The sequence below is a fragment of the Paenibacillus sp. FSL P4-0338 genome (assembly GCF_038002365.1).
GTDB lineage: Bacteria > Bacillota > Bacilli > Paenibacillales > Paenibacillaceae > Paenibacillus_AQ.
In genome coordinates this window covers 498,223-524,524 of record NZ_JBBOCG010000001.1, presented here as the reverse complement: position 1 = coordinate 524,524, position 26,302 = coordinate 498,223, and the positions used below count along the sequence as shown (strand labels likewise).

The window sequence follows — 26,302 nt, the reverse complement described above, 5'->3', positions numbered from 1 at the left end:
ATTCACCATCCGCTAGTGATATAAATGATACTGCTGTTTCATTTCTGCAAATTGCCTGCTGTCCTCTGCAAACTGTTCGAGCAGCTGCTTAGCCTGAATATCCTTCGTCCGGTAGATGCTGCTTCCGCCCAATAAGTCAATAAAAGGACGTGAGCCCTCCTTCACGGGAGGCAGAAATGCAAACGGCTCAAACAAGTCCCTGATCGTAAATAATAAGGTTACGCCTATCTCTAACGGCTTGATCACCTGGCGGTCTGTAATATATAATTGAACGCCGCCGCACAGCTCTCCAGAATGCTTAGAGGACGTTGGTTTGAAATGAACCGGACGGAAATACACGCCTGGAAGGCGCAATGCATTCATCTCATCTGCCAGCTGCTGCGCCTCAATAAAGGGAGCCCCAATCATTTCAAAGGGGAAGGTTGTGCCTCTTCCTTCAGAGCAGTTTGTTCCCTCAAATAGGCAGGTGCCTGTATATAACAGCGCGGTTTCATACCGGGGAATTCCCAGTGAAGGATGAACCCAGGTTAAGCCTGTATCCGGGAAAGACATGCTCCGTTCCCAGCCTTCCAGACGAACGACATGAAGCGATGCCTTCCAGTTCATCTGATCATTGGCCATGACAGCCACTTCACCTGCGGTCAGGCCGTACCGGACAGTCAGCTCATAATTCCCGACAAAGGATTTGAAGGCGGGCTGTAGGATATTCCCTTCCACGTTCACCCCGTTCAGCGGATTCACCCGGTCGAGAACAACAAATTCCACGCCTGCCGCAGCACAATCCTCAAGGGCATACAGCATCGTATAAATGAAGGTATAATACCGTACACCAACATCCTGGATATCATACACAAGGATATCTACCTTCTCCAGCATTTCCTTTGTTAAACGTTTGGAATCTTTGCGGTACAGGCTGTAGACCGGAACATTGGTAAAAGGGTCCGTATACGTCTCCACTAATGCCCCTGCATCCAGATCGCCGCGGACACCATGTTCAGGCGAGAACATGGCCGTAAGATTACAATTCTCGTGTAATATCGTAATGGTGGATCTGAAATCTTTGGTAAGCCCTGTCGGCGCGGTAATTAACCCCACACGTTTACCTTTGAACAGATGAAGATACTTCACAATAGAATCAATCCCGTTTAATACCATATCACGCAAGCCCCGATTGTCTGATTTTCATCGTCTCGGCAGGGACCATGAAGGCTTCGGCATAGGTTTTTCTTGCTTCACAGCCCCGGACAACGGCCAACGCTTTATAGTAATCCATATATTTAAAAGATTTGCTGTTCGTCACAAACCAATGCTGGCCTAACGCCTCAATCCATAAATCATAAGCCGCCTGATCAAAATCCACGTATACGTAAGGGACATAGTCCACAGCATCTTCCCAGTTTTCCGAATAATACAGCTTTGCGGCAAAATGAGCAGGAAGCTCACGCTCAAAAGAGGACAGGCTGGCAAAAAACCTTGCATCGTTCACGATATGATGGGTCAGAGCATGATCCTTATGCATACTGTTTCTCCAATGGGTGATGATAATGTCCGGCTTCACGCGGCGGATCACATCGCAGACCTCCAGCCGAATCTCCTGATTGTCTGGCAGCTCTCCGTCACAATAATCAAAAACAACGGCTTCACCGCCCAGCATATCAGCGAAACTCTCTGCCTCTTTGATTTTTTGCTGGCGGTACTCCTTCATATCCTGCCCGGCCGGCACGCCTCTTTCACCTGGAGTTAAAGCCAAGGTTACGATCCGGTCTCCTTTTAAGCTATGGCTGGCCAGTACACCTCCGGACGCCAATTCCACATCCCCAACATGCGCTCCAATCGCTAAGACCGTCAACTTTCCGCTCATCCTTACAGCTCCCTCCGCAATATGGAAAATTGTTTTTCAACAAGAAATCCTGCTTTTTGATAGATTCGAAGAGCCGGGTTATTGCTGCCAGTGAACAAAGAGATATATTGACAACCTGCAGTCTGAAAAGCTTCAACCATCCGGAAAAACAGGACACTGCCCAGACCATGTCCCTCATACTCCGGGTGTACCCCGATCCCGCAAAAAAATGCCCGGCCATCCGGTTCGACCATAATTGGACCTGCAAAACCCACAACCTCACTGCCATGAACTGCCACCACAAGAGGTTCACCATTCTTTACAAATGCTACTACATCCCTCTCCCACTGCGGATTCTGCAGGGCTGCAAGCATGGCTTCAAGCCCTTTATGAACAGCGGGGGCATAATGAGTAACCTGATAGCCTTCTCTGTTTGCTTTGCTTTCTTTGACTGCAATATCTTCAGGAACACTAAAGTCACCCAGCTTCAGGTGCATGCCGCATTGTGTCGCCCGGTCTGTATACCCTCTGGCGATTAAAGCATCATATAACGGCTGGTCTGTACTAATACCCGGGGCATTATTGTGTTCATGCTGCGGTGCGCTTGGAATCGTCCATTTCAGCTTAACAGGGTTAAAGAACAACACCTCCGCCTGACTTTTCCCAAGCTGCCGGAACCTTGTTTCCATGCGCTGCAAAAAGGCATCGTACAGCTCTAAAGAAGCGGCACCCGAATCTATAATTACGGTCGTAATATAGCCCGCCACATCGCCGAGCGGAAGGTCATCCCCGCTGCAGCCGGCTGCAAAACCTACAATCCCTTGTTCATTAAAGCCTACCCACATACACTCCGCATCGAAATAAGCATGATTAATAAATGTGTCCTGAAATTCCTGTTCGGTAAACGGCTTGTAGTCATACTTCGTAGCCTCCCGGTTCCAGAGCGCGACCACTCCAGAAAAATCTTCCATGGAGAAGAGTCTGATTTGCATCATTCCAACCCCCTGTGTTCCGGGTAGGGCCAAGAAATTTTGCCCATGACTACCGGCCGGGAAGCTCCGGTTACCTGAGGGATATTATTCGGCAGACGTCTCATCGTATGATAAGCCAGCACAGCAAAAGCAACGGCTTCCTTGGCATCACTGTTGCCGCCAATATCCTCCTGTGTCAGCACCTGCACTCCGAAGGGAGCAAATAACTGCCGCAAATCGCGCAATAACGTCGGGTTATAGCTCCCTCCGCCGCCAACCAGCAATCGCTGAGCCTGATGCTGCGGGGCAATATAACGTTCATAGCTGTCGGCAATACTCCATGCTGTCAAGCGTGTTACCGTGGCAATTACATCCTCAGCTTTCCAGCGATTCGCCTCCATCATCTGAAGTATTTGAGCAACATATTGTTGTCCAAACCGTTCTCTGCCCGTAGATTTCGGTAAAGGCAGCGTATAATACTCATCCTGCTGCATCCATTTCAAAAGCTGATCAATAACCTCACCGCCCGCAGCAATTTCACCACCGGCATCCATCGTCATTGGCGCAAATAAATGGGATACAAGACCGTCAATAATCATATTTCCGGGCCCTGTATCGTAGGCATACACCTCTTCGGGAGAAGCATTGGCAGGAAGAACCGTTACATTCCCTATTCCTCCAATATTCTGCAAAAGTGATGTTTTCTCCGGATGGTTAAACAATAAATATTCAGTAAAAGGCACCAAAGGCGCTCCCTGTCCATCCATTGCCATGTCAGCAACCCGAAAATCTGATATGCAGGGAATGCCCGTCCGGTTCGCTATCACTGCACCTTCTCCGATCTGTACCGTACAGTGCAGGTTATAGCCGTCCATCCTCTTCTCTTCCGGTGCATGATAGATCGTTTGGCCATGGGATCCTATCGCAAATATTTGGGAAGGCGCAAGCCCGCAGTTGCGGATCACCGACACTACTGCCCGGGCGTATAATTCCCCCAGCCACATGTTCATTGCGCCTACCTTATCCACCGTAGCCTTGGAAGGATCAAACAGCTCGAATATCGAACTTCTGACATGCGCTGGAAACGGAGTATTCTCAAAAGCCAGTAATTCCGTCTTTATTCCATACTCTGTGTCCGTCGTAGACGAAAGTTTAATTACCGCTGCATCAATACCGTCTACCGATGTGCCGGACATCAAGCCAACCAGATAGGTAACATTTACTTCAGCTGGGCCGCCCATCATCCTTTCACCGCTCCGACGGCTACTCCTTCAAGGAAATACTTCTGTAGGCTGAAGAACAAAATAAACATCGGAACGGCAGAAATAGTTGCCCCGGCCATCATAGGTGCAAAGTAAGTGGTATTCGCAAAACGGAAGTTTTTGAGTCCCACCTGAATCGTCTGCATATCCATGGTGTTGGTAACCAGGAACGGCCAGAAGAAGTCATTCCATGCTGCCATAAACGTCAGGATGGCCAGCACGGCCATAACCGTTTTGGACAGCGGCATAATGATATACCAGAAGATTTTAGGCTGGGAGCAGCCTTCGATTTTGGCAGCTTCAATAATTTCCACCGGAATGGAGGACATGAACTGCTTGACCAGAAAAATGTTATACACCGTGACAATGCTCGGCATAATCAGCGCTGTATACGTATTTTGCAATTCAAAAATATTCACGATCAATATATACAGCGGAACCTGGGTGACTTGAGTAGGGATCATCATGGACCCCAGCAGAATAGCGAACAGAATGCCTTTTCCTCTAAATTTCATTTTGGCAAAAGCGTATCCTGCAAGCGTGGCGAAAAATACGTTTGATACCGTAATACAAGCTGCTACAATAAAAGAATTTTTTAACCAATCCCAGGAATGGGCGCTGAAGTTAAAAAAGAATTTATAAGACTCAAAGGAAATCTTTGCCGGGATCAGCGAATAGCTCATTGCGCCAGCTTCTACCGGATCACCGAACGAGGAAATGATCATAAAGTATATCGGGAAAATGGTCGCTGCGGCAAACAGGAGAAGGGCTGTAATGATCAGACCATTACGGGCGAACAGCGATCCTTTGCTTTTGATATTATTGTTGAACAACCCCATAGGTTTCTGCCCCTTTCCTAGTATTCTATGTCTTTACCTAAAATCTTAAATTGGAAGAATGAGATCAAGGCAATAACCGCTGCCAGAAGCAAGGATTGGGCCGCTGCCTCCCCAAACTCGAAATATGTGAACGCATTGTTAAAGATTAACAATCCCACCATGGTTGTGGCATGGTCTGGTCCGCCGCCTGTCATCAGATAAGCGTTCTGGAACACCTGGAAGGAACCTATGACCCCTGTAACCAGCAGGAATAGCGTTGTTGGCTTAAGGAAAGGAATGACAATATACCGCAGCTTTTGCAAAAAAGTCGCCCCATCAATATCAGCTGCTTCATAATAACTGTTATCAATACTGAGCAGTGCAGCCAGATAGATAATGATCGCTGTACCATGACTTGACAGCCAGGACATTAATACAAGTGAAAACATGGCCGTTGCACTCGAACCCAGCCAGTTCTGATTACTGATACCAAAAAGTCCGACCGCTTGATTGGCAATACCTGATTTTAGCGGATCAAAGATCCACAGCCATACGACAGCAAGAGATACCCCTGAAGCTACAGCCGGCAAATAATATACCGCTTTAAATATAGTTTGTGTTTTTTTCTTAAAAGGCATAATCAGAATGGCAACAAGGAAGGACAGTAAAATATTAAATGGAACGGTTAACAGCGTATAGACCAATGTATTTTTCAGCGCTTTCCAGAACAGCTCATCTGAAAAGGAATTGACGAAGTTCTCCAGGCCGACATAAGTGGACCCTAGTGGACGATATTTCTGCAGGCTGATTATAAAGGCATTGATTACCGGATAGGCAGTAAATAAAGAAAATGCAATAAGTGCTACTGCGATAAACGCGTATCCCCAGCCAGAGTCACTTTCGAGCTTCAGCTTTTTTCTTTTGGTCAACAATTGATTCATTGGGCCGCACCTCTCTTCTTCAAAAAAGTACCTTCTGCTTGCCTACATTCAGAAGGAAAGCTGTACGTTTAAGCTTCGTACAGCTTTCACTTCACATGCCGGCCTATATGGCAATCTAGTCAGCGACCACACCATCTTCACCGAAGGATTTGACGGCAGCTGCTTTAACTGCATCATACATCTCTTGCGGGGTAATCTCATCGGCAAGCAATGCCTGCAGTTTAGGAATAATCACTTCTGTTTCAATTTTGAGCGCTTCAGCAGCCTGCTCCGTAGGAATATCTGTGCGGGCCGGGAGCGCTTTGGCCATCATTGCTTTACCTGCAGCTACGTTGTCTTCGTTACGCGGGAATTTTTCAAGCACTTCTGCTTTACGTGCAGACTCGGTAATTGGTGTTAAGAACAGCTCATTACTATAGTTGGCAGCAATCGAACCGGAAGACAGGAAATTCACCGCCAGGGCAATATTTTTGATATGTTCTTCTGAAGGCTCTTTTTTACCACGGAGTGCGATATAACCATCTACTATGGAAGTAGGGATATAATCGGCACCGTTGAAGGTTGGTACAGGAAGTGAAATGTAATCCACTTCGATCGAATCCGCAACAGCTGATCCATCGTTCGCTTTAATTTTCTCATTGTTCAGACGGGCGGAGTTTTCAAATGCCGACAAGCCTTTACCGGTGATCATCGTTTGGCCGGTCAGGAACATATTCCAGCGTTTGCCGGCATCGATGGAGCTTAACTCTTTAGGCATAGAACCATCGTCGATCATTTCACGGATCGCTGTCAGCAGGCCCAGGAATTTTTTGCTTGTATACGTGTATTTGAGGTCCTTGTCGAAGTAATCCGGCAGACCCGCAGTTTTAGCAAGAATAGCCAGGTAATCTTTAGAAGTTACACCGGAGGTCGCGAATACGAAACCGTAACGGCTGGTTTCACCTTTATCATTTTTTACTACGCCTTTTGCAATAGCTTTCCGGAACTCATCATAGGTCCAGCCGTTTTGCTGAATACTCTTCCAGTCAATTCCGGCTTCTTCAAGGAATTGTTTATTACCGCCGATGGTGTGGATTTCCATATACGCGGGCAGGCCGTACTGGGCGTTCCCCAATTGAAAATACTTCATTGGAACTTCGTCATAATCCGCCTTAACTTCGTCAGACAGGACTGGGTTCAGATCGATTAGTACATCTAGTGCTGCATATTTCGAAAGTCCGGAGGCACCGATCCAGGCAATATCCGGAGGGGAGCCTGCATTGACTTGTGTATCCAGCTTTTGTGTCATATCTTCCCAACTCGCCGGTTCGATTTTCAGCGTCAAATTAGGATGCAGTGCATTAAATTCTTTTTCCATATCAGCAAAGCGGGCCTGGTAATTAGCCGATACCGGAGGTAATAATGCAGTTATTGTATCTTTTCCCGCACCGCCGCTGCCTGTGTTTCCGGAATTTGCAGAATCCGCAGTGTTATTTGCGTTCCCTCCACAGGCGGATAACAGCGACATCATCATGATTGCTGACAAAAGCAGCGTTGAACCATTTCTTTTTTTCATCGATAGCAGCCTCCTCGATTTTCTAATTCAATGATAGGATCGCTTGTTTGAGGCGTCCTCCATTTGCTTCAAGCGCTTCTTCTGCCGCCTTTGCATCTAACCCCGTTTTAATCATCATGATGGCCAGCTTACAATTCATTCCTGCTTTTTTAAGTGTCTCTGAGGCGGCTTGGGTCTCTACCCCCGTCGTATTCATAATAATGCGGAGGGAGCGGTCTATCAGCTTGAAATTGCTGGCTTTTAAATCAACCATTAAGTTGTTATACGTTTTCCCTAATTTGACCATAGTACATGTTGTAAGCATATTAAGCACCAGCTTTTGAGCCGTTCCCGCCTTTAACCGGGTCGAGCCGCTAATGACCTCCGGTCCTACAACAGGTGAAATACAAATATCTACAATGGGTTCAAACTTGGAGTCCTTGTTGTTGCACACACCGATGGTAGCTGCCCCAAGCTCCTTCGCCTTCGCCAAAGCTGAAATCACAAACTTGGCACTCCCGCTTGCCGAAATGCCGATAACTACATCCTGCTCTGTCACCCCGATGCTTTCGACTAATGAGATCCCTTCCTCCTCATCGTCTTCACAGCCTTCAACCGCATTCCGTAAAGCAATATCACCCCCAGCGATATATCCTTGTACCAGGGAAGGATCTGTACCAAAGGTAGGAGGACATTCGGAAGCATCCAAAACACCCAATCTTCCGGATGTGCCGGCTCCTATGTAAAACATTCTCCCGCCGGCAGACAGCCTGTTGTGCAGAATATCTACCGCCCTTGCAATCTGCGGAATTTCGTTAGCGACGGCTGCGGAGACCAGAGCATCCTGCTGATTCATTAACTGGACCATTTGTTCAGTTGTACATTCATCAATCATCAGGGTGTCCGGATTCACGGCTTCTGTAGTTAATCCCGCAAGGTAGTCATTCATAGTCATCCTCCTTCTTTTTAAATATAAATTACATATATCTAACAAATGATGTTAGAATACCATACATTTATTAATTTTTATACTAATATATATTCCTAAAACCGTCAATAGATTTTGAAATAAAATTTTATTTATGAATATTATTCCGATTTTTTATTTCAGTGACTTGTATAATCAGTTATATCACATTTATAAAGCGCTTACAATATACAATTTTCACTTTTGTCAAACGTTCTTATCACTTCTTCTGCCGCATCCTTGAAAAACGAGTCATTAGTTTCGCCAAAATCAAACATTCTAAGGTGTAGATAATCTGACATGACTAAGGGAAGAACAAAGCGGCGCAGGATATTGTGAAGCAGATGTGTCTTCAGAAGCCGGCAAACGGCAAATAAGACACCTCCTTTTTGGTTTATGCGCATGATTTAAGTACGACGCTTGGTGAGCACGCTCCGCTGTTAAGAGGGAGAGTATCAAACCCAATTCAAGTGCACATCTGCTCTTCAATTACGTTCGCAGCCCACCTCAGGCGAGATCAGGTGAACTAAACGCAATAAAATAACCCCACAAAGTGGGGATTTAGCTTCGATGATAACTCAGGTACTTTGCGGGGACCCCAAAACATATAAATTCTTGTCTATTAAAAAAAGCATTGACCGATGACCGATCAATGCTTCTTCCAAATTCATGCGCTTCCCAGAACTTAATATCTGAGTTTTTTCTTCAAAATATTATGGGTATTGGTTAAAGAGGTTTTTACCTGCTCGTATTCTGCACTGGCAACCCCGGCAAACAGGATGTCGATGATCGTCAGCATAGCAATACGCGAGCCCATGGCACCACTGCGGATCGTTATTTCAGGGGTAGATATGCTAAGAACAATATCCGCCCGCACTGCAAGCTCGCTTTTGTTGTACCGGGTAACTGCAATACATGTCGCTTTATTCTTCTGGGCAATGATCAGGGCGTCAATAATATCACTGGTTGCACCAGAGTTAGAAATAAAAATGGCAACATCATCTTTGCCGAGCAAGGTTGCTGCAGTAAGCTGGCTATGGCCGTCCGTATAAGCATGACACATCTTGTTAATGCGTGAGAATTTCTGTTCCCCGTCCATACACACGATTCCCGAGGCCCCTATGCCAAAGAAAACAATTCTTTTGCTAAGGCACAGCACTTCTACTGCTTTTGCAATCTCTTTCCGGTCAACCACACTAAGTGTGTCCTCAATGGATTTCATGTTATTGAGTGAAATATTTGAAATAATGGTCGAGAGATCATCACCCGGCTGAATATCTGTATATTGGGCCTTTGCATCCTCATCGCGGGAACCCAAAGAAGCTGATATACTCACAATAAAATTGCGGTATCCGCTGTAGCCCATTGTTTTACAGAACCGCAGGACCGAGGCATCACTTGTTTTACTCGATTGGGCCAATTCTTTAATGGACAAATGGGGAATCTCTTCTTTGTTTTCCAGAATATAATCCCCGACCAGCCGTTCAACCGGAGTAAAGCTTTCCCTCATTTCACGAATCTTGATTAATATATTGTCATTTAAATTCATAATCTACCTACTCAAGATTTAATGAATATCATAGATATTATCATAAACAATACAGGCGGCCTATTTCAATAGCAAAACCATATTGGCACACCTAATTCTTATTATCAATCAGATCTAACCAATCAAAAAAAGCTCCTGAACCGTCAAAAGGACTGATTCAAGAGCTTATTCATTCTTACGGTAATGCGGTCAAGAGGACTCGAACCTCCAAGATATTGCTACCACTGGCACCTGAAGCCAGCGCGTCTGCCAATTCCGCCATGACCGCATATTCAGTTGGCTAACTTTCGCAGCCACAAGATAGATCTTACCATGCCAGAATTATGGAGTCAAGTTTATTTTATTGTAAATTGCTATCCATAAATTGCAAGTAAAATATTGCTTTTATTTGCGGATTCGGTGTATAATGAGAACAAAGGTTCGCATACTATAAATGAGGTGATTTATAATGGCGATTACCAAGAGACACCCCCTAAATACACCAATAATCCCTGAGAATATAACCAAAGATGAATTGTCCCTGGTCAGAAGCTATCTGTTGCTAACGTTTATTCATAAAGTATTTGAACGGGACTGCCGCGCCATCGGCAAGAGCGGTCTGTTCAAGACTCCCCAGCTCTACATGGAGCTGGTATCCAGCGCTACCAAGAAGACATCCCTGATGCTGCAGGAGGTTACCCGCGAGCTTACCGCGAACCAGCTCAAGATCAACACTGTGCGCCAGGATCAGCGCGGAGTTACCGCCGAGTATAACTGCCGGGGCTATGTTGGCGAGATCCATATTCTATGGCCCGGCTTCCGTAATGAGATGATGCAGCGTATGCGCGCCTACCTCGGACTGGGTGCCGAGCTTGCCTCCATTCTTCCCCGAGAAGAACAAGCCGAACAGTTAGCCATGACCATCTAAGCTGCCCTTGTGGTGGAATGTACTGCTGACATGAAGAGCCTCGTCCTTTTGCGGACGAGGCTCTTGGTGCGGGTGCAGAACAATATATGATACGTTGGGTGAGCGGCTTGATTAGACTTTGTCGTCTGGAGTACAGGCGGCATACATGTGACCCAGGTACCTTCGCGCGAGCAATTGTAATCGGTTTTTCGATTATATTTGGTCCAGCTACCTCCACGCGAGCAATTGTAATCGATTTTTCGCATACATTGGGCCCAAGCAGCAACCCGGCCTCTTCGTTCGACGCCTGAGGGAACTTACTTCAAGACCTTCTCCAGTTGCTTCGCCCCGGCCTCCGGGAACAGCTTGGCCGTATGCTCCATGATCCGCTCCCTGGATGCCTCGGGCTGATCGCTGTAACGTGAAGTCACATAGTCTGCTCCGAATACATGCTCGCTCACAGCATAACGGCCGATTCCCCAGCCGTAGGGACGGCCATGCTTGTCCTGCTTATACTCGAATTTGCTGGCTGTAATGTAGGTCTGCATCTGGAGCAGTGTCATGGCTGTGTCGAAGCCTTTGGCACCTTTGACCGCGAAGCCGGACAGCGCTTTAAGATCGCTGGAGAGTAGTCCTGCCTCATGCTCTAGCAGCACATCCATGATTCGTTTGCTGGCCATGGAGGCCAGTCCGTCATCATATCTGGCATCGAAATCATAACCGTCCCGGCGGTAATTGGCGAAGTCCGGATACCATTCTCTGCTGATGAACCCGGCCTTCTTGTTAAAAAGCTTCGCATAAGCGATCTCGCCCCCGGCCGCAATCTCCTCGCGCCATTCCCACGGGCCGATTACATCCTTCACGAACCAGTAGCCCGCAGGTGTGCATTCCTCCAGAGAGAAGCCTGCGATCTCACAGCGGAACAAGGGCAGGTACCCGATCTCCCGCACCAGCACGGCCAGTTCCCCGGCGTTCTTAATAACCGGCAGCTTCATGATTGCCCTCCTGGGCGGAAGGTCCAGCCCCCGTCTCCGTGGTAGATCATCTGCTTGCCCATCCCGCCATCGATTGTAATGTTCTCGCCCGTGATGAATCCCGCAGCCTCACTGCACAGGAACAGCATCATAGCCGCGATATCTGCCGGAGTTCCGACCCGTCCCGCAGGATGCTGCAGCCGGTCCGGCTCTGTATGAACCGGTTCCGGCGTTTCCTCCGTACCGTGATAAGCCGTAGTGTCAATCCAGCCCGGGCTGATGGCATTCACCCTAGCCTTACCGGCTAGACTTACACTAAGGGCGTGGGTCAAAGCACCAATCCCACCTTTGGCGGCAGTATAGCTCTCGGTATCCGGCTGCGACATCCGCTCCCGGCTGGAGGAGATGTTCACAATAGAGGCTCCTTGGGCTAAATACGGCTTAAGCCGCAGCGTCAGATAATAAGGCGCTGTCACTCCGATCCGCTGCACATACTCGAAATCCTCATAGCTGCACTCGGACAACAAGCCTTTTTTGCTGATACAGGCATTATTAATAAGGTAATCCACCTGTCCGTAGCGGCTGATTACCTGTGCGGTGAAATCATCCAGCACGGACTGCTGCGCAATATCGCCCGCATAGAAGAACAGCCGCTCTGTGCCATACCGCTCCTCCAGCCAGTGTCCGGCTGCTGAATCTGTATCGATGCAGGCAACCACTGCTCCGGCCTTCAGTAATTCCTCGGTGAGACAGCGCCCGATTCCGCCCGTCCCGCCGGTGACGATCGCTATTTTATTATGATGACTCATCGTGGCCTCCGTTCTCCGCTCATTCTGAGGTATAGGCTTCTGGTCTGGGCTCGCTCACCGGCTGATACAAGTATCTCCGGTCCAGCTTCACCACATGCTTGTTCGGACGCCGGATCATCACCTGGGTCTCGTCCCAGGCCAGCACGATCCCTCTGATATCATTGCTCGCCAGCCCGTCGCGCACGACTCTTACCCGCTCACCGGAAATCCGGTAGGCATCCAGTTGTTCATCACTGATCATAGTATTCTTGCTCCCCTCTCTGTGCTTAGCTTGTCCAATTCAACTCTGAATCCGGTCATGAAAAAGACCCAAATGAGAATCATCCGGGTCTAGTTATCTTTCAAAAGCAATCTGTATGTCTTATGAAGTTCCTATATCAGCGCTTCATTCTTCTCAAACCAGAAGTCAAGAACTTTAGCGGACATCACACGTTGTTCCAGATATTCGACCTGATGCTCTGTGAATGTCTGTCTCCAATTGAACGACAGCTCTTCACACAAACTTGTGATTGTCAACAGCTCTGACCAAGCAACATAACGTTTGTACCAGAAAAACTGAGGATGTTCGATCATATAGGGATACAAATCGTCGAACTCCGTGTGTTTGCAATCCAGCGCACGTTCGAAGTGATCCTTAGCCTCGGTTAGCTTATCAATGAAAAATTGCTCTGTCACCGGTTCTTTCCCCATTGTGACGCCTCCCCTCTCATGTCTAATTTTTATTATAAAGGAAAACTTATAGGGTGGAAAGCAGATGTTTCAAAAATAGGCTATGTTCCTGTTATTGTCACTTCCACCTTATCCAAAAACGATGGTCCCGTCATTAAGGGAGGTAATATCAACAAGGGATTCCAGACGGATTCCCTGTTCCCGGATCGTGCGCGCGCCGGCCTGAAAGCTTTTTTCGACCACTATGCCAAGGCCCACCAGCTCGGCTCCTGAACGCTGGATAATCTTAATCAGGCCGCGGGCCGCGTCGCCGTTGGCGATAATATCGTCGATGAAGAGGATTTTGTCATCCTCCGAGATGAACTGGCGGGACAGCATAATGTCCGTAACAATTCCTTTGGTAAAAGATGGAACCCGTTCGCAAAGTGCGTCTGGATCAGCCAACAGCGTTTTTTTGCGGCGGGCAAACACCAGCGGCACCTTCATCTCATAAGCGGTGGCAAATGCCACGGCAATCCCCGAGGATTCCACAGTCACTACGCGAGTAACTCCAGCCTCAGCAAATCTGCGGGCAAATTCCCGTCCCATTTCCATCGTCAGCATCGGATCGACCTGGTGGTTGAGCAGCCCGTCCAGCTTCAGCACCTGATCCGAGACGACTACGCCTTCCTCCAAAATCCGCTGTTTCAATAATTCCATAATTGTAAACCTCCATTACCCTTTATAATCGCAGACGTTCCACCGAAATCGCACCTGTTCGTCCAGGCGGAAGTCATGTCCCTCTGTTCCTCATCATAACCTGTACTATGCGGACTACACAAGGCTATATCCTTGCAGGCCCCGCGATTATAAACTTCGCAGCATTCATAAGGAGGCTAAGCATGAAGTCACATGTCCGCACATTACAGATCGCTTTCACTTATATCGGCACCATTGTCGGCGCCGGATTCGCTACCGGCCAGGAAATCCTCCGTTTTTTCACCAGATACGGCCACTGGGCGCTGCTGACGATTCTATTCTCTGCCGCTCTCTTTATCTGGCTGGGCACCAAAATGATGATCATCGCCCGGAAAATCTCTGCGGACTCGTATGAGGATTTCAACCGCCACCTGTTCGGAGCCAAGGCCGGGACCATCATCAGCCTGTTCACCATGATTATTCTAATCGGGGTGAACAGCATCATGCTGGCAGGCGCCGGGGCGATCTTCAAGGAGCATCTCGGCCTTCCCTATCAGGCGGGGCTGCTTCTGACTATCCTCGGATCTTACTTGCTGCTGAAGCGCGGCATTTCTGGCATTCTGCAGATCAACAGCCTGGTGGTGCCCCTGATGCTTACTTTGTCGCTGATCCTTGTCTGTAATACACTGGGTGTTGCGGGAGCCGAACGCTTCCTCTTCCTGCCCACGGATTACAGCAGCATCAATGCCTGGATCTCTCCGCTGCTCTATACCTCGTTCAACCTTGGCATGGCCCAGGCTGTGCTGGTTCCGCTAGCCCGTCATACGGATGATGAACATGCGCTGGTGCGCGGCGGTATTCTGGGCGGAGCGGGCATCGGTTTCATGCTGCTGGCGGCCCATTTTGCCATGAGCTCGCAGATGCCGGGCATCCTGCAGTTCGAGATTCCAATGGGAAGCATCGCCATCCGGCTGGGTCCGGTGGTGCAGATGATTTTTCTGCTGCTGATCTTCATGGAAATCTTCAGCACCTTCGTTGCGGGGATCTACGGTGTAAGCGTACAGCTCCAGCAGCGTCTCCCGGTTGCCCCTGCGCTGGTCGCCCCGCTGCTAATGCTGATCTGCTATGTGTTCAGCCAATTCGGCTTCAGCTCGCTGCTGGGCATCTTCTACCCGATCTTCGGCGCGCTGTGTCTGATATGGGTGGTCATGCTCGTGCGTTCCCCCATATCTCCGCCGCCAGGGCAGGGCAAGCCCCCAACAGGAGGTGCGGGCGGCAAAAAGCAGGGGATCACGATTGTCAGCATCAAGCCTGCCATCCGGACTACACGGAAATAACTGCTGCAGCAGGAATGATACCCACCACAGCTTCGGCGACGTGGCGGTGGCAGGTCATCATGACGATCTGCCGGGAAGCCGACAGCTCACCAAGCAGAGCCAGGGCCGCGTGAAGCCGGTGTTCATCGAAATTAACGAAGAGATCATCGAAGAACAGCGGCAGATTCACCTTGCTGCTCATTGTTTCTGCCAGTGCCAGCCGGATCGCCAGATACAACTGCTCCGCGGTTCCCCGGCTGAGCAGCCCGCTGTCCAGCAGTCCGGCATCCTTATGTTCAGCCTTCAGCTCCTTATGCCCCAGCGTCATCACGATCCGGCGGTATTCCCCGTGCGTGAGCTTCGAGAAATACACGGAGGCCAGCTGCAGCACCTGAGGCTGCTTCTCCTGCTCATAGATCCGGCGCGTCCGGCCCATCAGCTCGGCCGCCAGTGCCGTTACCGCATATTGCCCCGCCAGATTACGCAGTGACGCCCGTTGCTCCTCCAGCTGCTGGAGGGCAGTGTCTTCCTTGCCGCGCTCTGTCAACGCTTCCCGTTCCTGCAGCAGCTTGCCGCGCTGCTCAAGCAGTGCGCTCCGCTCCTCTTCAAGCTCGGCCGCCGCTTCTTCCGCAGCCTGACGCTCCTGTGCAAGCCGCCTGGCGTCCAGATGCTCCAGCAGACTCAGCAGCTCTGCCCGGCCTTTGTCATCCCATCCGCTGAACATCGCCAGCTCCGATTGACGCACAGACCGCGTGACCTCTATCCGTCTCAACCACGCTGAGGAACGGCGCAGGAACTGTTCTCCGTTCTCAGCACCGCCTTCCTCCAGCAGCTTCGAGCACCGCAGGTTCAATTCCGCCTGCTCCTTGTGATTCGCTGCCAGCTCCTCCCGGACTTCAGCCAGCCGTGCCTCCACACTCTCTGCGCGCAGCAGCTCAGCCTTCAGCTGATCCCACTCCCTCTTCCGTAGCTCCAGCCAGGTTAAGAGGGCGGCTGGGGTAGGGTGGCGGGTATCAACTGGAGTGGCGGGTGGATGCTGGGTAGTAGGATTGGTGACGGGGAGCGGGTGCTGCTCAGCTATAAAGGGAATATAATCTAGCCGTCCGGTCCCAGCAGCCGCCAGCAGCTTCAACCCTTCCTGCTCATAGAGCGCACATTCCGCCGCCAAGCCGCTCAGCCGCGCAGACCATTTGGCCTCCTGGCGCAGCAGCTCATGGCCCTGCTCTGCCAGGGCGAAGATATCCGGCAGGCCGTCCGGCGACAGCCCTTCGGGGAGTCTCCGCTGACGCAGCCATTCTTCGTAGCGTACCGCCAGCTCCGTGAAGCGGGCCTCCGCTTCCTCCAGCTCGCCGGTCAGCACCTGCTCCTGTCCGCTCAGCTGCGCAAGCTCCGTCCGGCAGGCCTCGGCCTCAGCCGCCTGCCGGTCTACGCGCTGGCGCCAGGTGCCCCAGGCCTCCATCAGTCGGCGCAGCTCGCGCATCCCGGCCTCCAGCCCGCCTGCGTCAGGGCTGGACGCCTTCCCGCTCTCCCGCTCCGCGCCGGAGAGCAACAGCCCGCGCAGCCGCAGCATCTCCGCTGCGGCCTTGCCCGCCTCCCCGCCGCCGGGCTCCGGCGGGGACCCCGCCGCCCCCGCTGCGCGCAGGGCGGCCCAGAGCCACAGGTCCGCTGCGGCCAGCAGGCCGAGCGCGGACCATACGCTGACCGGCGGTGCGCCGGTCAGCCACAGCGCAGGCGGCAGCAGCAGCGTAAGCGCTGCGCCCGCCTGCAGGAAGCGCCGGTAGCGTGCCGCCCGGCGCCCGTTATCGCCGGGGCGGCTGCCCCCGGCGGTGTCCTGGCGGCGCGGAGCTGACGCGCCGCCTTCCGGGCCGAGCTGCGCTTCGCGCCAGCGCTCGGCGGCCTGCTGCAGCTCGTCCCAGAGCTGCACCAGTTCACGCGGGCTGCGCGCAGCTAGGCCCGCGAAGTCCGCTGCGCCGCTGGCGTGCTCCTGCGCCAGCAGGCGCTCGGCCGCCTGCAGCGCAGCAGCGGCGGCGGCCTTGCGGGCGCGGAGGCTCAGCAGCTCCGCGCCCCGGGTCTCCATTTGCCGGTCATATCCGGCAAAGGAGGCGGCGTAACGCCGCGCGGCCTCGCGGTCCGCGGCGGCCGGGGTGAAGCCCGCAAGCTCTGCGGTATCCCAGCCTGCGCCAATGCTGCGCAGCAGGCGTTCAAGCTGCTCCCGCAGGGCCGTCAGCTCCGCCTGAATCCGCTGCTGCTCCGCCCGCTTGTCCTCATAGCTGCTGCGGCTGCGGTCCAGCGCTTCGAGCGCAGGCCCCTGCTCCGCAAGCAGAGGATCAGGCGGCTTCGCCGCAAGCTCTGCGGTAAGCTCTGCTGTAAGCCGTTCCAGCCGGAACCCTGCACCCTGCAAGCTGCGCAGATCGGCTGTAAGCGACCTCCAGCGTTCCGCCCCGTTGTCCGGGAATGAAGCAATCACAGGAAGCTCCTCCAGCTCCAGCCGGCCTTCGCTCCATTTCAGCCACAGCTCCCGGATGTCCTGTGCCTTGCGCAGCTTCATCAGCCTTGCTCCGGCGAGCTCGCGGTCCAGCTTCATCTGCTCCAGCTGCTGCTCCGCAGCTTCCAGGGCCAGCGTGTTCCCGTTATATCTCGGCAGATAAGAGCGGCTCTCCGCTACCTCCTGCTCCAGCTTCCCGATAGACTGTAGAATCCTGGCCGCCTCCTGGACCTTGCCGCGCGGCTTGTAAAGCTTCTCGGCCTCCTGGACCAGACGCTTCTCGGCCCGCATAATCTCCCCGCCGCCGCCCATCCCGGCATGGAACAGGTAGCTGCTCATCTCCCCCGACTGCAAGGCACTCAGCTCCTGCAGCTCGTCAAGCGAGACAGCGAACAGCTGGCGGAACATGCTGCGGGAGATGCCGCCAAGCAGACGCCGCTCCAGCTCCGCCTGATTCAGCTCCTCCGTGCGGCCATCCGGATGGAGGAGTGCAATATGCAGCTTCTCCGCTCTGCCCGGCCCTGCGCCGCCGGAACCATACCGGCGGATGGTCCATAATGCACCGGACTCATCCCTTGCTTCCAGCACTCCGCCGTGCGTCCCTCCTTGCAGCGGCTCGTACCGTTCAGCCGGATTCCCCCGGCTGGGGATGCCGTACAGCATGGCACGGATGAACTGCAGGGTCGTGCTTTTACCAGCCTCGTTGCGTCCGAACAGAACCGTGACCCCTTCATTCAGTCCGATGTCCCGCTGAGCCAGCCTTCCGTAGCCGCCGATCCGCAATGAATCGATCTTCATTCCTCTACCTCCCGGTCTTGCTGTCCATCACTATCTCCGGTATCCCCGGCAGTGTTCTTACTCATCACCCATCCGCCAGCATCCGCCGGCGCATTTTCCCGCGCCCGTCCAGTGCCTTCCAGCCCTGCTTCACTGCCCTCAGCAGAATACGCCTTGCCAGCCTCCTCAGCATTCAGCAGCGTCCCGCCGGGCTCTTCCAGTCCGCTCAGCAGGGTGATTCCCAGCTCCGCTGCACCTCTCAGCCATTCCTGCTTCTCTTCGGCTCCTACGGATAATAGCAGCCTGCGCAGCTCCTGATTCTCCATCAGCGGTCTCAGCGCAGTAGCAACCAGCTCGTCCAGCTCTGCGGCATTCCCGCTACTGTGTCCGGCAAGCCGCAGCATTTCACCCAGAAAGCTGTCCTCCAGAAGCAAGTGCTCCCGGTCAACCGCAAGTCCTGTTTCGATGGAGAAGCCCTCTGTCCAGACCAAGCCCGCATATTCCTTACGCACCGCGCGCACAGTTTCCCGCCGCTGCAGCTCGGTCAGCAGATCATCCGCCGCCCCCTTCTCAGCCAGCACCTTATGTATATCGCCCCGCCCGGTCAGGCGGAACCTGACCACAGACATCATCTGCGGAGTCTCTCTACGGATATCCTCCACTGCATTCTCTACAGCCAGGGTCCACTCTGCCTCGTCAGTGAGCCCTTCAATCGAGAGCTCGCGGACCTGCCAGCGTACACTGTCCAGTTCATGGAAATCCAGCCGGACTGCACCCTCTGCACTGACATCAACCGTATAACAGCCCTTTGGCCCGGTCTCCTTAATGCTTCTTCCTTGAATGTTGCCCGGATAGACGATAGGCGGATGCTCATGCAGAATACTCCGCTTATGAATATGCCCCAGCGCCCAATAGTCATAGCCCCTGCCAATCAGATCCTTCCGGGTACACGGGGAGTAAGTCTCATGCTGGAGATCTCCCTCCACATTACCGTGCAGCAGAGCGATGTGGAACAGGCTGCTGCCCGGCTGACGGCTGAAACGCAGAGCGGTATTCTCAGTAACTTTGGAGGTCGGGTAGGAGATGCCGCTGATCACCGCTACCTCCTTCCCGTCTTCCCGGCGGCGGGCGGTAACACGCTCCGGCTCACTGCCGCCGAATACCGTAACATGGGCAGGCGGCGCCGAGCTAAGACGCGGGCCGTCCAGCGGATCATGGTTACCATGGATCAGGAATACCTGAATTCCGTGGCGTCCGAGTTCCTCCAGAGCCTCCCGGAACCGGAGCTGCCCCTGAAGCGAAGCATCCGAGACATCGTAGACATCGCCGCTAATGACCACGAAATCTACCTTTTGCAGCGTGGCTACGCCAACAAGCCGCCCGAGGGCGGCGAAGGTGGACTCCCGGAGATAGGAGCGGATATCCTGCGGGAGATGGGACAGACCGGCGAACCGGCTGTCCAGATGCAGATCCGCTGCATGCAGGAAACGAAAAGGAATCATAGCCTCACCCCTTCATTCCCGGCTGAAACTGCAGATAGGTTTTCTTCAGCTCATTGGCTACACGGGTCAGGGAATAGAGGCTCTTTGCTTTATCCCAAGCCGAGCGTGACAGCTCATAGCGGTAGCCGGGGTCAGAGATTACTTTTTCCAGAGCATCTGCCAGTCCTAACTCATCATCCGGATTCACCAGCAGCCCGTTCACCCCGTCCTCAATCTGCTCGGGAATGCCGCCCACATTAGTCCCGACCAGCGCCAGACAGCTCAGCGCAGCCTCGGCAAATACCGAACCGAACGCCTCCGCCCGCGAAGGCAATACGAAGATATCGAAGAACGGCATGAATTCCTCAGGATGCAGCGTATAGCCGTAAAAAATAGTCTCATTATATATACCCAGCTCCTGCGCAAGCTTCTCCAGCTCCGCCCGGCTCGGTCCGTCACCGATAATATGCAGCACATATTCATGCCCCCGCTTCTTCAGCTCAGCACAGGCCTTGAACAGAATATCGATGCCTTTGGCCGGCACCAGACGGGTAACCGTGACCAGCTGCGGAATCTCATTCTCATGCGGGACAGGCTTGAACCGCTTCTCGTCGAATCCGTTCGGGATCACTCCGATGCTGTCCGGCCGCTCAATATAAGGAGTCATATAATCGGCAAAAGCACGCGAAACCGTCATCAGCCGGTCACTCACATGCTCCAGCTCCCGGTAAATGGCGACCAGGAACTGATGCTCAGGTCCCCCCTCGCGGATCAACCCGTTCAGAATCAATTCACGCTCATAGCTGGAGTGCAGCGTCTGAATCAAGGGAACATCAGGATAGATTCTCTTCATCGCCAGCCCCGCAATCGGATGATGGGCATGGATCAGATCATAATTTTTGCTCATGCGCAGCTTGGTCCACCAGATGTAATCCCGGTAGGTCTGAATGTATTTTTGTACAACCGGACTATCAAAGTACACGGTCCAGTCGAAGGTCTCGAAGACGATGTCTTCGCGTCCCTTGCCCCGGATGCGCTTCGGCAGCCAGAACAAATCCATCTCCCAGCGGCTCGAGCGGAAACGTTCCTGCAGATAAGGGATCATAGAAGATACACCACCGGGCTGCTCCGGCGGGAAGAATAGCGCTTGCAGCAAGTTCATATAGGTACATCTCCCTTTACAATTGCCCTATTTACGGTGAAGGCCGGCAATTATGATATAGTTGTGTATATGTACAATAATAAATACGGGTACAATTACAGGTGTAGGTACGCTAAGGTTCCATATCTTAATTTTATCGGTATCCACCCGAAACAGCAACTAAGATGACAGCTTTACTTATCTTGGATTTTGACTAGAGGAGAATGAAAGATGAATGAAGAACGGCTGCCTGCCGCTTACACCGCTAACATTAGAGAGATGCTAGGGGATACGGCGGACGCTTTTCTGGAGAGCTATCTTGCTAAGCGGACCCAGGGTCTGCGGTTCAATACGTTAAAAAGCAGTGCACCTTCCGGCCACGCCGCAGCGGAGAAGGCAATCTCACAATTCGGCCTGTCACAGATAGCATGGTGTCCGTCAGGCTTCTACTATGAGGACCCGGTTCGGCCGGGAAGACATCCTTATCATACCGCCGGACTATATTATATTCAGGAGCCCTCCGCAATGTCCGCAGCCGAGCTGCTGAAGCCGCTTCCCGGAGAGATCGTTCTCGACCTGGCGGCCGCTCCCGGCGGCAAAACCACTCATATCGCCTCACTGATGCAAGGTCAAGGGCTGCTCATCTCCAATGAAATCCACCCGGAGCGGGCCAAAATCCTGGCCGAAAACGTAGAGCGGCTCGGCATAAGCAACACGCTGGTTACCTCCGCAGCTCCCGGTGATCTCTCCCGAAGATTCCCTGAGGTGTTCGACCGCATTATGCTGGACGCACCTTGCTCCGGTGAAGGGATGTTCCGCAAAGACCCTGCGGCGATAGACGAATGGTCCCCGAAGCATGTGGAGATCTGTGTAGCCAGACAGTGGGATATTCTGCAGGATGCGTATTTGATGCTGAAGCCTGGCGGTCATATGGTCTATTCGACCTGTACCTTCAACCGCAAGGAGAATGAGGAGACAATGGAGCGCTTCGTGCAGACCTATCCCGATATGGAGCTGATCGTTACGAAGCGGCTGTGGCCGCACCTGGAGCGGGGTGAAGGGCATTTCGTGGCCCTGCTGCACAAGGCTGCTTCCGCTGACCAGACAGATTCTGCTCCACGTAAAAGCAAAGGCAAGCGCGGTGAACGCGGCAGTAATGGTCCGAAGACAAATGCTACGCTTAGGGAGGCCTATCAACAATTCATGAGCTGGGCAGAGGCAGAGCTGCCCGGATTCGCCGATCGCGGCGTTCCGCTTCTATTCGGCGAATCCCTGTATCTGCTGCCTGAGGTGTTCAGCGAGCGGCTGCATACCGGGATACTGGACGGACTCAAGGTACCGCGTGCCGGACTGCATATTGCCCATCTTAAGAAGAACCGGATCGAGCCTGCCCACGCTCTGGCCATGGCACTCCAGCCGGATCAGGCGGCGCGCAGCTATGATATGCCTGCGGAAGGCCCGGAGATCCAGGCCTGGCTGCGCGGGGAGAGTCTGCCGGTTCCGCCAAGCCTGCATGGCTGGACCCTGGTGACCGTAGACGGCTTGCCCGTAGGCTGGGGCAAAGCCAGCTCAGGCCAGCTCAAGAATCATTTGCCCAAGGGCCTGCGGACTCTAAAAGCCCATCTTGACGAGGTTTAGGCAGTTGACCAGTTCATGAAGCCTCCCTACGCATATGATGTCATTATCCCATGGAGATCCGCCGGACTTAAGTGCCGGCAAATGGGAACAGACATGAATCAAGGGAGGAATCAGACATGGGTGCAGGTGTAGGCTTCACTTCGACCGGTGCGATTTTGGTACTCTTCATATTGCTCGTAATCATTTCCCGTTCGTTGTTCGTCTAATTCCGCTATAAGCAGCACAGCACACGGACCTCAAGCAGCCTGCTCCCTTAATGGGGGCAGGCTGCTTTTTCATCACTATACATATTGCACTTTTCCACTTACAAACAATATTTCACCAGCGCATCGCGCACGCCGTTCGCATTATTGGTGCCTGTGATCACATCTGCGGATGCTTTGACCTCCACCGGAGAGTTATCCATCGCCACACCCAGACCGGCATACGTCAGCATGGAAATATCATTATAATAGTTGCCGATCGACAGCACCTGCTCTTGCGGGATGCCAAGCTCAGCTGCCAGATGCTTCAGGGCATTGCCTTTGGAGGATTCCGGGTGCATCAAATCAACGAAGAACTCTCCGCTGCGCAGAATATTGTACTGCTCTCCCCAAGTAGCCCACTCCCGCTGCGCTTCATCCAGAATATCCGACTGTGTGAACACAGTGAATTTTACAATCGGTTCGCGAAACTCCTCCCAGGCCGGAAGAGATGCAGGCATAATACGGAAATGCTCATACATAAAGTGAGCTTCCTTCGTAAGGTTCTCCACATTGTCCACATACATCTCAAACGCAGTGTTCACATCAAAATGGATATCACGCTCGCGGCAATAGGCAATATACGGATCCAGCCCTCTGGCATCCAGCCCATACTGGTGCAGTACCTTACGGTCCTTGACACTCACCGTAGCCGCTCCGTTATGGCCCAGCACATACCCTGACAAGCCCATCTCCTCCATAAAAGGAATCGAATTCTGCGGACTGCGCCCTGTGCAGAGTACAATCTGCCCGCCCTGGCGCGTGACCTCGGCAATCGCCGCTTTGTTCTCTTCACTGAGCTGATGATCATCATTCAGCAATGTTCCGTCTACATCCAGTGCAATCAGTTTGTATTTCATACCCCATCATCCTATCTCTGTATAGTATACCTCTATTCCGCAGCCCCGCCGCCGCGCAGCAGCGTAAGCTCACGGGCCGTGAGCTCCCGGCAAGCTCCCTCGGGCAGCGTCTCGTCCAGCTTCAGTTCGCCCATCGACACCCGTTTCAGGAACACTACCTTTTTCCCGACAGCCACGAACATCCGCTTCACCTGATGGAATTTGCCTTCCGTAATGGTGAGTGAGATATACGACAGCACGCGGCTGCCCCGTTCTCTGCTTAGAATGCTAAGCTGCGCAGGCAGGGTCACATAACCATCCTCCAATTCCACACCCTCGGCAAAAGCAGCCACATCCGCTGCATCGACCTCACCCTCGACAGTGGCCTCGTAGGTTTTGGGGACATGCTTACGCGGGGACAGCAACTCATGTGCCAGCTTGCCGTCATTCGTGAGCAGCAGCAGACCCACGGTATCCTTATCCAGCCGCCCGACCGGGAACGGCTCGAACAGCACATACTCCTGCTTCAGCAGATCCAGAACCGTGCGGTCCCGTTTATCCTCGGTAGCGGATAATACACCCGGCGGTTTATTCATCATCAGATAAATGAATTCCCGGTAGAGGACCGGCTCCCCGCCAACCTCTATGCGATCATGCTGCGTGTCTACGTGGAATCCGCTGTCTTTGACGACAGCTCCATTTACTGTGATCAGGCCCTGCTTGGCCTGCTTGCGGATATCACTGCGCGAGCCGATCCCCATGTGGGACAGCACCTTGTCAATCCGTTGCTTCTTATTCGCAGTTCCTCCTGTAGCCATATTCTAAGTCCACCTCCACCCTGCGGGATATTCGTTCTTCAGTAGCCCTTCCTGCCATTTGCCCCAGCCTGCGCTGAAGCCATCGATGCAGACGAGGGTATAACCTTTGTAAGCATGTCCTTCCTTAATCGACAAGCGCTCTACGGGGATTGACAAGGTCTCCCCCTTCAGGTAGGAGACTGCTTCCCCGCCGGCGCTGGATAGCGATACCCAGCGGCTGCATTCCTCAGGACGCAGTGCTGTAGCGAGCGGATGACCGGGAACGAATCTTCCGCTCTTGATCTGCCCCACATACCAGCCCGGCCGAACTGTCTTCAGACCGTCCAGCGCTTCACGCGGTAACGGGGATATATATAGATGGTCGCCGAACCATATGGCATGTCCGGGCGGTTGTGTCCCCAGCAGCTCTTGAATAAAGTCCGCATAGACCGCGAACGCTATCGCTTCCCCGCCAGTTCGCTGTGACTGCGGACCTGGACCCGTTCCGGCTCTACCAGAGCCGGAGCCGTGTCCAGATCCGCGTCCTCCCTTGCTGCCCCGGCCGTGATCTGCCTTACCGGGAACTGCCTTACTATGAAAGTCTGTTTTGCCAGCCTTGCTCCGGGGCGCAGCGGACAGACTTCTCTCGTTAAGATCATTTCCTGCTTTTACGTTCTCTAAAGTGTCTGTCACCGTAGCTCCATTCTCTGCTGAACCGGCCTCAAATGCCTCACTCTCCGCTCCGCCACTTCCATCATGGCGCAGTACCGCCATGAAATGCCCTTCCCCCTTGACCTTATGCGGCCACAGCCGCGCCGCACCCAGCAATGGACTGAGGCCCGCAGCGAACGGGCCGGTTCCGCCTACGGGAACCAGCGAGAACTGCGGATGCCCGGACAGGAACCTGGCCACCAACTCCTCGTCCTCTTCCGGCGCGAAGGTGCATGTCGAGTAGACCATCGTTCCGCCCGGTTTCAGTGCCGTCGCTGCGGCCCGCAAAATCTCCCGCTGCATCTCCGCATATTTGTCCGGGGTTCCCGGCTCCCACTGTCTGACCATATCCTCGTCCTTGCGGAACATGCCTTCACCGGAACACGGCGCGTCGATCAGAATCCGGTCGAAGAAGCGGGGAAAGGCCGCCGCAATCCGCTCCGGGCGCTCGTTCAGTACAATGCCGTTCCGTACGCCGTACAGCTCCAAATTCTTCGCGAGCGCCTTCGTCCGTTCAGGATGCAGGTCATTCGAAATCAGCAGGCCTTCGCCCTGCAGCTTGGCAGCAATCTGGGTAGACTTGCCGCCCGGGGCTGCGCACAGATCAAGCACACGGTCCCCCGGCTGAACGTCCAGCAGTTCAACCGGGGCCATGGCACTCGGCTCTTGAATATAGTACAGCCCCGCATGATAATAGGGGTGCTTGCCGGGTCTGGCTCCCTCTCCGGTATAGAACCCCGAAGGGCACCAGGGAATCGGCTCCAGGGTGAAGGGGGAACGCTCCCGCAGCCCGTCCACCGTTATTTTCAGTGTATTGGCCCGAATTCCCCCGTAAGGTGACTGCTGATAGGTATCTACAAATTGCTCATATTCCGGTCCCAGCAGCTCTTTCATACGCTCTGCGAAAGCTCCGGGCAGTTGTGCTGTCATGATGCCTTCCTCCCGCTCAAATAATCAGGAACACCCCTGCGGGTGCT

General features: G+C 53.0%; 24 protein-coding genes and 1 tRNA gene. 4 read left to right on the top strand and 21 right to left on the bottom strand.

Annotated features, from left to right (window positions below):
* Positions 1 to 12 precede the first annotated feature (12 nt).
* The 10 genes from MKZ07_RS02235 to MKZ07_RS02190 form a co-directional block, all read right to left on the bottom strand.
* Entirely contained in the window at positions 13 to 1,155 is a 1,143-nt protein-coding gene (locus MKZ07_RS02235) for an exo-beta-N-acetylmuramidase NamZ family protein (RefSeq protein WP_036695671.1), read from the bottom strand.
* Between the two features lies 1 nt (position 1,156).
* The gene (locus MKZ07_RS02230; protein ID WP_036695672.1) at positions 1,157 to 1,861 is read right to left on the bottom strand and encodes a PIG-L deacetylase family protein; all 705 of its coding nucleotides are present in this window, start codon (positions 1,859 to 1,861) and stop codon (positions 1,157 to 1,159) included.
* Positions 1,862 to 1,863: 2 nt separating this feature from the next.
* Positions 1,864 to 2,835, bottom strand: coding sequence for a GNAT family N-acetyltransferase (locus MKZ07_RS02225; protein ID WP_327196385.1), 972 nt, complete (start codon positions 2,833 to 2,835; stop codon positions 1,864 to 1,866).
* Positions 2,832 to 4,055: an anhydro-N-acetylmuramic acid kinase gene (locus MKZ07_RS02220; protein ID WP_051493614.1), complete on the bottom strand. Its 1,224-nt coding sequence runs from the start codon at positions 4,053 to 4,055 to the stop codon at positions 2,832 to 2,834. The genes MKZ07_RS02225 and MKZ07_RS02220 overlap by 4 nt, the downstream gene beginning before the upstream one ends.
* Entirely contained in the window at positions 4,052 to 4,912 is an 861-nt protein-coding gene (locus MKZ07_RS02215; protein ID WP_036695673.1) for a carbohydrate ABC transporter permease, read from the bottom strand. Before MKZ07_RS02215 ends, MKZ07_RS02220 begins: the two co-directional genes overlap by 4 nt.
* Positions 4,913 to 4,929: 17 nt before the next feature.
* Positions 4,930 to 5,832 carry a carbohydrate ABC transporter permease gene (locus tag MKZ07_RS02210; protein WP_036695674.1) on the bottom strand — a complete coding sequence of 301 codons (903 nt, stop codon included), beginning with the start codon at positions 5,830 to 5,832 and terminating at the stop codon, positions 4,930 to 4,932.
* 115 nt (positions 5,833 to 5,947) lie between these two features.
* Positions 5,948 to 7,387 (bottom strand): ABC transporter substrate-binding protein, encoded by a 1,440-nt coding sequence (locus MKZ07_RS02205; protein WP_341024233.1) that lies wholly within the window; start codon positions 7,385 to 7,387, stop codon positions 5,948 to 5,950.
* A 22-nt stretch (positions 7,388 to 7,409) separates the two neighbouring features.
* Positions 7,410 to 8,315 carry an N-acetylmuramic acid 6-phosphate etherase gene (gene murQ, locus MKZ07_RS02200; RefSeq protein ID WP_036695676.1) on the bottom strand — a complete coding sequence of 302 codons (906 nt, stop codon included), beginning with the start codon at positions 8,313 to 8,315 and terminating at the stop codon, positions 7,410 to 7,412.
* A gap of 703 nt (positions 8,316 to 9,018) precedes the next feature.
* Positions 9,019 to 9,882: a MurR/RpiR family transcriptional regulator gene (locus MKZ07_RS02195; RefSeq protein ID WP_036695677.1), complete on the bottom strand. Its 864-nt coding sequence runs from the start codon at positions 9,880 to 9,882 to the stop codon at positions 9,019 to 9,021.
* Between the two features lie 184 nt (positions 9,883 to 10,066).
* Positions 10,067 to 10,150 (bottom strand) — tRNA-Leu (locus MKZ07_RS02190).
* 180 nt (positions 10,151 to 10,330) lie between these two features.
* Between MKZ07_RS02190 and MKZ07_RS02185 the strand changes: the two genes are divergently transcribed.
* Entirely contained in the window at positions 10,331 to 10,789 is a 459-nt protein-coding gene (locus MKZ07_RS02185) for a hypothetical protein (RefSeq protein ID WP_051493616.1), read from the top strand.
* A gap of 296 nt (positions 10,790 to 11,085) precedes the next feature.
* On the opposite strand, the gene MKZ07_RS02180 is transcribed toward MKZ07_RS02185, so the two are convergent.
* From MKZ07_RS02180 to MKZ07_RS02160, 5 genes are all read right to left on the bottom strand, one after another.
* Entirely contained in the window at positions 11,086 to 11,763 is a 678-nt protein-coding gene (locus MKZ07_RS02180; RefSeq protein WP_036695678.1) for an AlkZ-related protein, read from the bottom strand.
* The gene (locus tag MKZ07_RS02175) at positions 11,760 to 12,551 is read right to left on the bottom strand and encodes an SDR family oxidoreductase (RefSeq protein WP_036695679.1); all 792 of its coding nucleotides are present in this window, start codon (positions 12,549 to 12,551) and stop codon (positions 11,760 to 11,762) included. Before MKZ07_RS02175 ends, MKZ07_RS02180 begins: the two co-directional genes overlap by 4 nt.
* A 19-nt stretch (positions 12,552 to 12,570) precedes the next feature.
* Positions 12,571 to 12,792, bottom strand: coding sequence for a hypothetical protein (locus tag MKZ07_RS02170; RefSeq protein WP_036695680.1), 222 nt, complete (start codon positions 12,790 to 12,792; stop codon positions 12,571 to 12,573).
* Between the two features lie 131 nt (positions 12,793 to 12,923).
* Positions 12,924 to 13,241 carry a hypothetical protein gene (locus MKZ07_RS02165; protein WP_036695681.1) on the bottom strand — a complete coding sequence of 106 codons (318 nt, stop codon included), beginning with the start codon at positions 13,239 to 13,241 and terminating at the stop codon, positions 12,924 to 12,926.
* 108 nt (positions 13,242 to 13,349) lie between these two features.
* Positions 13,350 to 13,919 (bottom strand): xanthine phosphoribosyltransferase, encoded by a 570-nt coding sequence (locus tag MKZ07_RS02160; RefSeq protein ID WP_036695682.1) that lies wholly within the window; start codon positions 13,917 to 13,919, stop codon positions 13,350 to 13,352.
* Between the two features lie 182 nt (positions 13,920 to 14,101).
* Here MKZ07_RS02160 and MKZ07_RS02155 point away from each other — a divergent pair, with 182 nt between their 5' ends.
* Positions 14,102 to 15,235: a YkvI family membrane protein gene (locus MKZ07_RS02155; protein WP_036695683.1), complete on the top strand. Its 1,134-nt coding sequence runs from the start codon at positions 14,102 to 14,104 to the stop codon at positions 15,233 to 15,235.
* On the opposite strand, the gene MKZ07_RS02150 is transcribed toward MKZ07_RS02155, so the two are convergent.
* Genes MKZ07_RS02150 through MKZ07_RS02140 form a run of 3 tightly spaced genes read right to left on the bottom strand, consistent with a single transcriptional unit; the run spans position 15,222 to position 21,119 of the window.
* Positions 15,222 to 18,497 carry an AAA family ATPase gene (locus MKZ07_RS02150; protein WP_341024218.1) on the bottom strand — a complete coding sequence of 1,092 codons (3,276 nt, stop codon included), beginning with the start codon at positions 18,495 to 18,497 and terminating at the stop codon, positions 15,222 to 15,224. The genes MKZ07_RS02155 and MKZ07_RS02150 overlap by 14 nt on opposite strands.
* On the bottom strand, positions 18,494 to 19,978 hold the full coding sequence (locus tag MKZ07_RS02145; protein WP_341024214.1) for a metallophosphoesterase family protein: 1,485 nt from the start codon (positions 19,976 to 19,978) through the stop codon (positions 18,494 to 18,496). The genes MKZ07_RS02150 and MKZ07_RS02145 overlap by 4 nt, the downstream gene beginning before the upstream one ends.
* Before the next feature lie 4 nt (positions 19,979 to 19,982).
* Complete coding sequence (locus MKZ07_RS02140) at positions 19,983 to 21,119, bottom strand: glycosyltransferase family 4 protein (RefSeq protein ID WP_076157606.1); 1,137 nt, start codon at positions 21,117 to 21,119, stop codon at positions 19,983 to 19,985.
* Between the two features lie 210 nt (positions 21,120 to 21,329).
* Here MKZ07_RS02140 and MKZ07_RS02135 point away from each other — a divergent pair, with 210 nt between their 5' ends.
* Complete coding sequence (locus MKZ07_RS02135; RefSeq protein WP_341024213.1) at positions 21,330 to 22,736, top strand: RsmB/NOP family class I SAM-dependent RNA methyltransferase; 1,407 nt, start codon at positions 21,330 to 21,332, stop codon at positions 22,734 to 22,736.
* A 116-nt stretch (positions 22,737 to 22,852) separates the two neighbouring features.
* Positions 22,853 to 22,942 (top strand): sporulation protein YjcZ, encoded by a 90-nt coding sequence (locus MKZ07_RS02130; RefSeq protein WP_143803672.1) that lies wholly within the window; start codon positions 22,853 to 22,855, stop codon positions 22,940 to 22,942.
* A 98-nt stretch (positions 22,943 to 23,040) separates the two neighbouring features.
* Here MKZ07_RS02130 and MKZ07_RS02125 read toward each other — a convergent pair whose 3' ends face one another.
* Genes MKZ07_RS02125 through MKZ07_RS02115 form a run of 3 tightly spaced genes read right to left on the bottom strand, consistent with a single transcriptional unit; the run spans position 23,041 to position 26,255 of the window.
* A complete protein-coding gene (locus MKZ07_RS02125; protein WP_036702172.1) occupies positions 23,041 to 23,838 on the bottom strand; it encodes a Cof-type HAD-IIB family hydrolase in 798 nt (265 codons plus the stop codon).
* Between the two features lie 32 nt (positions 23,839 to 23,870).
* Positions 23,871 to 24,635: a pseudouridine synthase gene (locus MKZ07_RS02120; protein ID WP_036702174.1), complete on the bottom strand. Its 765-nt coding sequence runs from the start codon at positions 24,633 to 24,635 to the stop codon at positions 23,871 to 23,873.
* A gap of 3 nt (positions 24,636 to 24,638) precedes the next feature.
* On the bottom strand, positions 24,639 to 26,255 hold the full coding sequence (locus MKZ07_RS02115; protein ID WP_036702176.1) for an RsmB/NOP family class I SAM-dependent RNA methyltransferase: 1,617 nt from the start codon (positions 26,253 to 26,255) through the stop codon (positions 24,639 to 24,641).
* Positions 26,256 to 26,302 lie beyond the last annotated feature (47 nt).

Bases quoted from the DNA above. Each gene is read 5' to 3' on its own strand.
- MKZ07_RS02225 (WP_327196385.1), bottom strand. From the start codon at position 2,835: ATGATGCAAATCAGACTCTTCTCCATGGAAGATTTTTCTGGAGTGGTC.
- MKZ07_RS02135 (WP_341024213.1), top strand. From the start codon at position 21,330: ATGAATGAAGAACGGCTGCCTGCCGCTTACACCGCTAACATTAGAGAG.
- MKZ07_RS02160 (WP_036695682.1), bottom strand. From the start codon at position 13,919: ATGGAATTATTGAAACAGCGGATTTTGGAGGAAGGCGTAGTCGTCTCG.
- MKZ07_RS02180 (WP_036695678.1), bottom strand. From the start codon at position 11,763: ATGAAGCTGCCGGTTATTAAGAACGCCGGGGAACTGGCCGTGCTGGTG.
- MKZ07_RS02235 (WP_036695671.1), bottom strand. From the start codon at position 1,155: ATGGTATTAAACGGGATTGATTCTATTGTGAAGTATCTTCATCTGTTC.
- MKZ07_RS02155 (WP_036695683.1), top strand. From the start codon at position 14,102: ATGAAGTCACATGTCCGCACATTACAGATCGCTTTCACTTATATCGGC.
- MKZ07_RS02125 (WP_036702172.1), bottom strand. From the start codon at position 23,838: ATGAAATACAAACTGATTGCACTGGATGTAGACGGAACATTGCTGAAT.
- MKZ07_RS02120 (WP_036702174.1), bottom strand. From the start codon at position 24,635: ATGGCTACAGGAGGAACTGCGAATAAGAAGCAACGGATTGACAAGGTG.
- MKZ07_RS02185 (WP_051493616.1), top strand. From the start codon at position 10,331: ATGGCGATTACCAAGAGACACCCCCTAAATACACCAATAATCCCTGAG.
- MKZ07_RS02130 (WP_143803672.1), top strand. From the start codon at position 22,853: ATGGGTGCAGGTGTAGGCTTCACTTCGACCGGTGCGATTTTGGTACTC.
- MKZ07_RS02150 (WP_341024218.1), bottom strand. From the start codon at position 18,497: ATGAAGATCGATTCATTGCGGATCGGCGGCTACGGAAGGCTGGCTCAG.
- MKZ07_RS02175 (WP_036695679.1), bottom strand. From the start codon at position 12,551: ATGAGTCATCATAATAAAATAGCGATCGTCACCGGCGGGACGGGCGGA.
- MKZ07_RS02205 (WP_341024233.1), bottom strand. From the start codon at position 7,387: ATGAAAAAAAGAAATGGTTCAACGCTGCTTTTGTCAGCAATCATGATG.
- MKZ07_RS02215 (WP_036695673.1), bottom strand. From the start codon at position 4,912: ATGGGGTTGTTCAACAATAATATCAAAAGCAAAGGATCGCTGTTCGCC.
- MKZ07_RS02220 (WP_051493614.1), bottom strand. From the start codon at position 4,055: ATGATGGGCGGCCCAGCTGAAGTAAATGTTACCTATCTGGTTGGCTTG.
- murQ (WP_036695676.1), bottom strand. From the start codon at position 8,315: ATGAATGACTACCTTGCGGGATTAACTACAGAAGCCGTGAATCCGGAC.
- MKZ07_RS02140 (WP_076157606.1), bottom strand. From the start codon at position 21,119: ATGAACTTGCTGCAAGCGCTATTCTTCCCGCCGGAGCAGCCCGGTGGT.
- MKZ07_RS02115 (WP_036702176.1), bottom strand. From the start codon at position 26,255: ATGACAGCACAACTGCCCGGAGCTTTCGCAGAGCGTATGAAAGAGCTG.
- MKZ07_RS02230 (WP_036695672.1), bottom strand. From the start codon at position 1,861: ATGAGCGGAAAGTTGACGGTCTTAGCGATTGGAGCGCATGTTGGGGAT.
- MKZ07_RS02170 (WP_036695680.1), bottom strand. From the start codon at position 12,792: ATGATCAGTGATGAACAACTGGATGCCTACCGGATTTCCGGTGAGCGG.
- MKZ07_RS02165 (WP_036695681.1), bottom strand. From the start codon at position 13,241: ATGGGGAAAGAACCGGTGACAGAGCAATTTTTCATTGATAAGCTAACC.
- MKZ07_RS02145 (WP_341024214.1), bottom strand. From the start codon at position 19,978: ATGATTCCTTTTCGTTTCCTGCATGCAGCGGATCTGCATCTGGACAGC.
- MKZ07_RS02195 (WP_036695677.1), bottom strand. From the start codon at position 9,882: ATGAATTTAAATGACAATATATTAATCAAGATTCGTGAAATGAGGGAA.
- MKZ07_RS02210 (WP_036695674.1), bottom strand. From the start codon at position 5,832: ATGAATCAATTGTTGACCAAAAGAAAAAAGCTGAAGCTCGAAAGTGAC.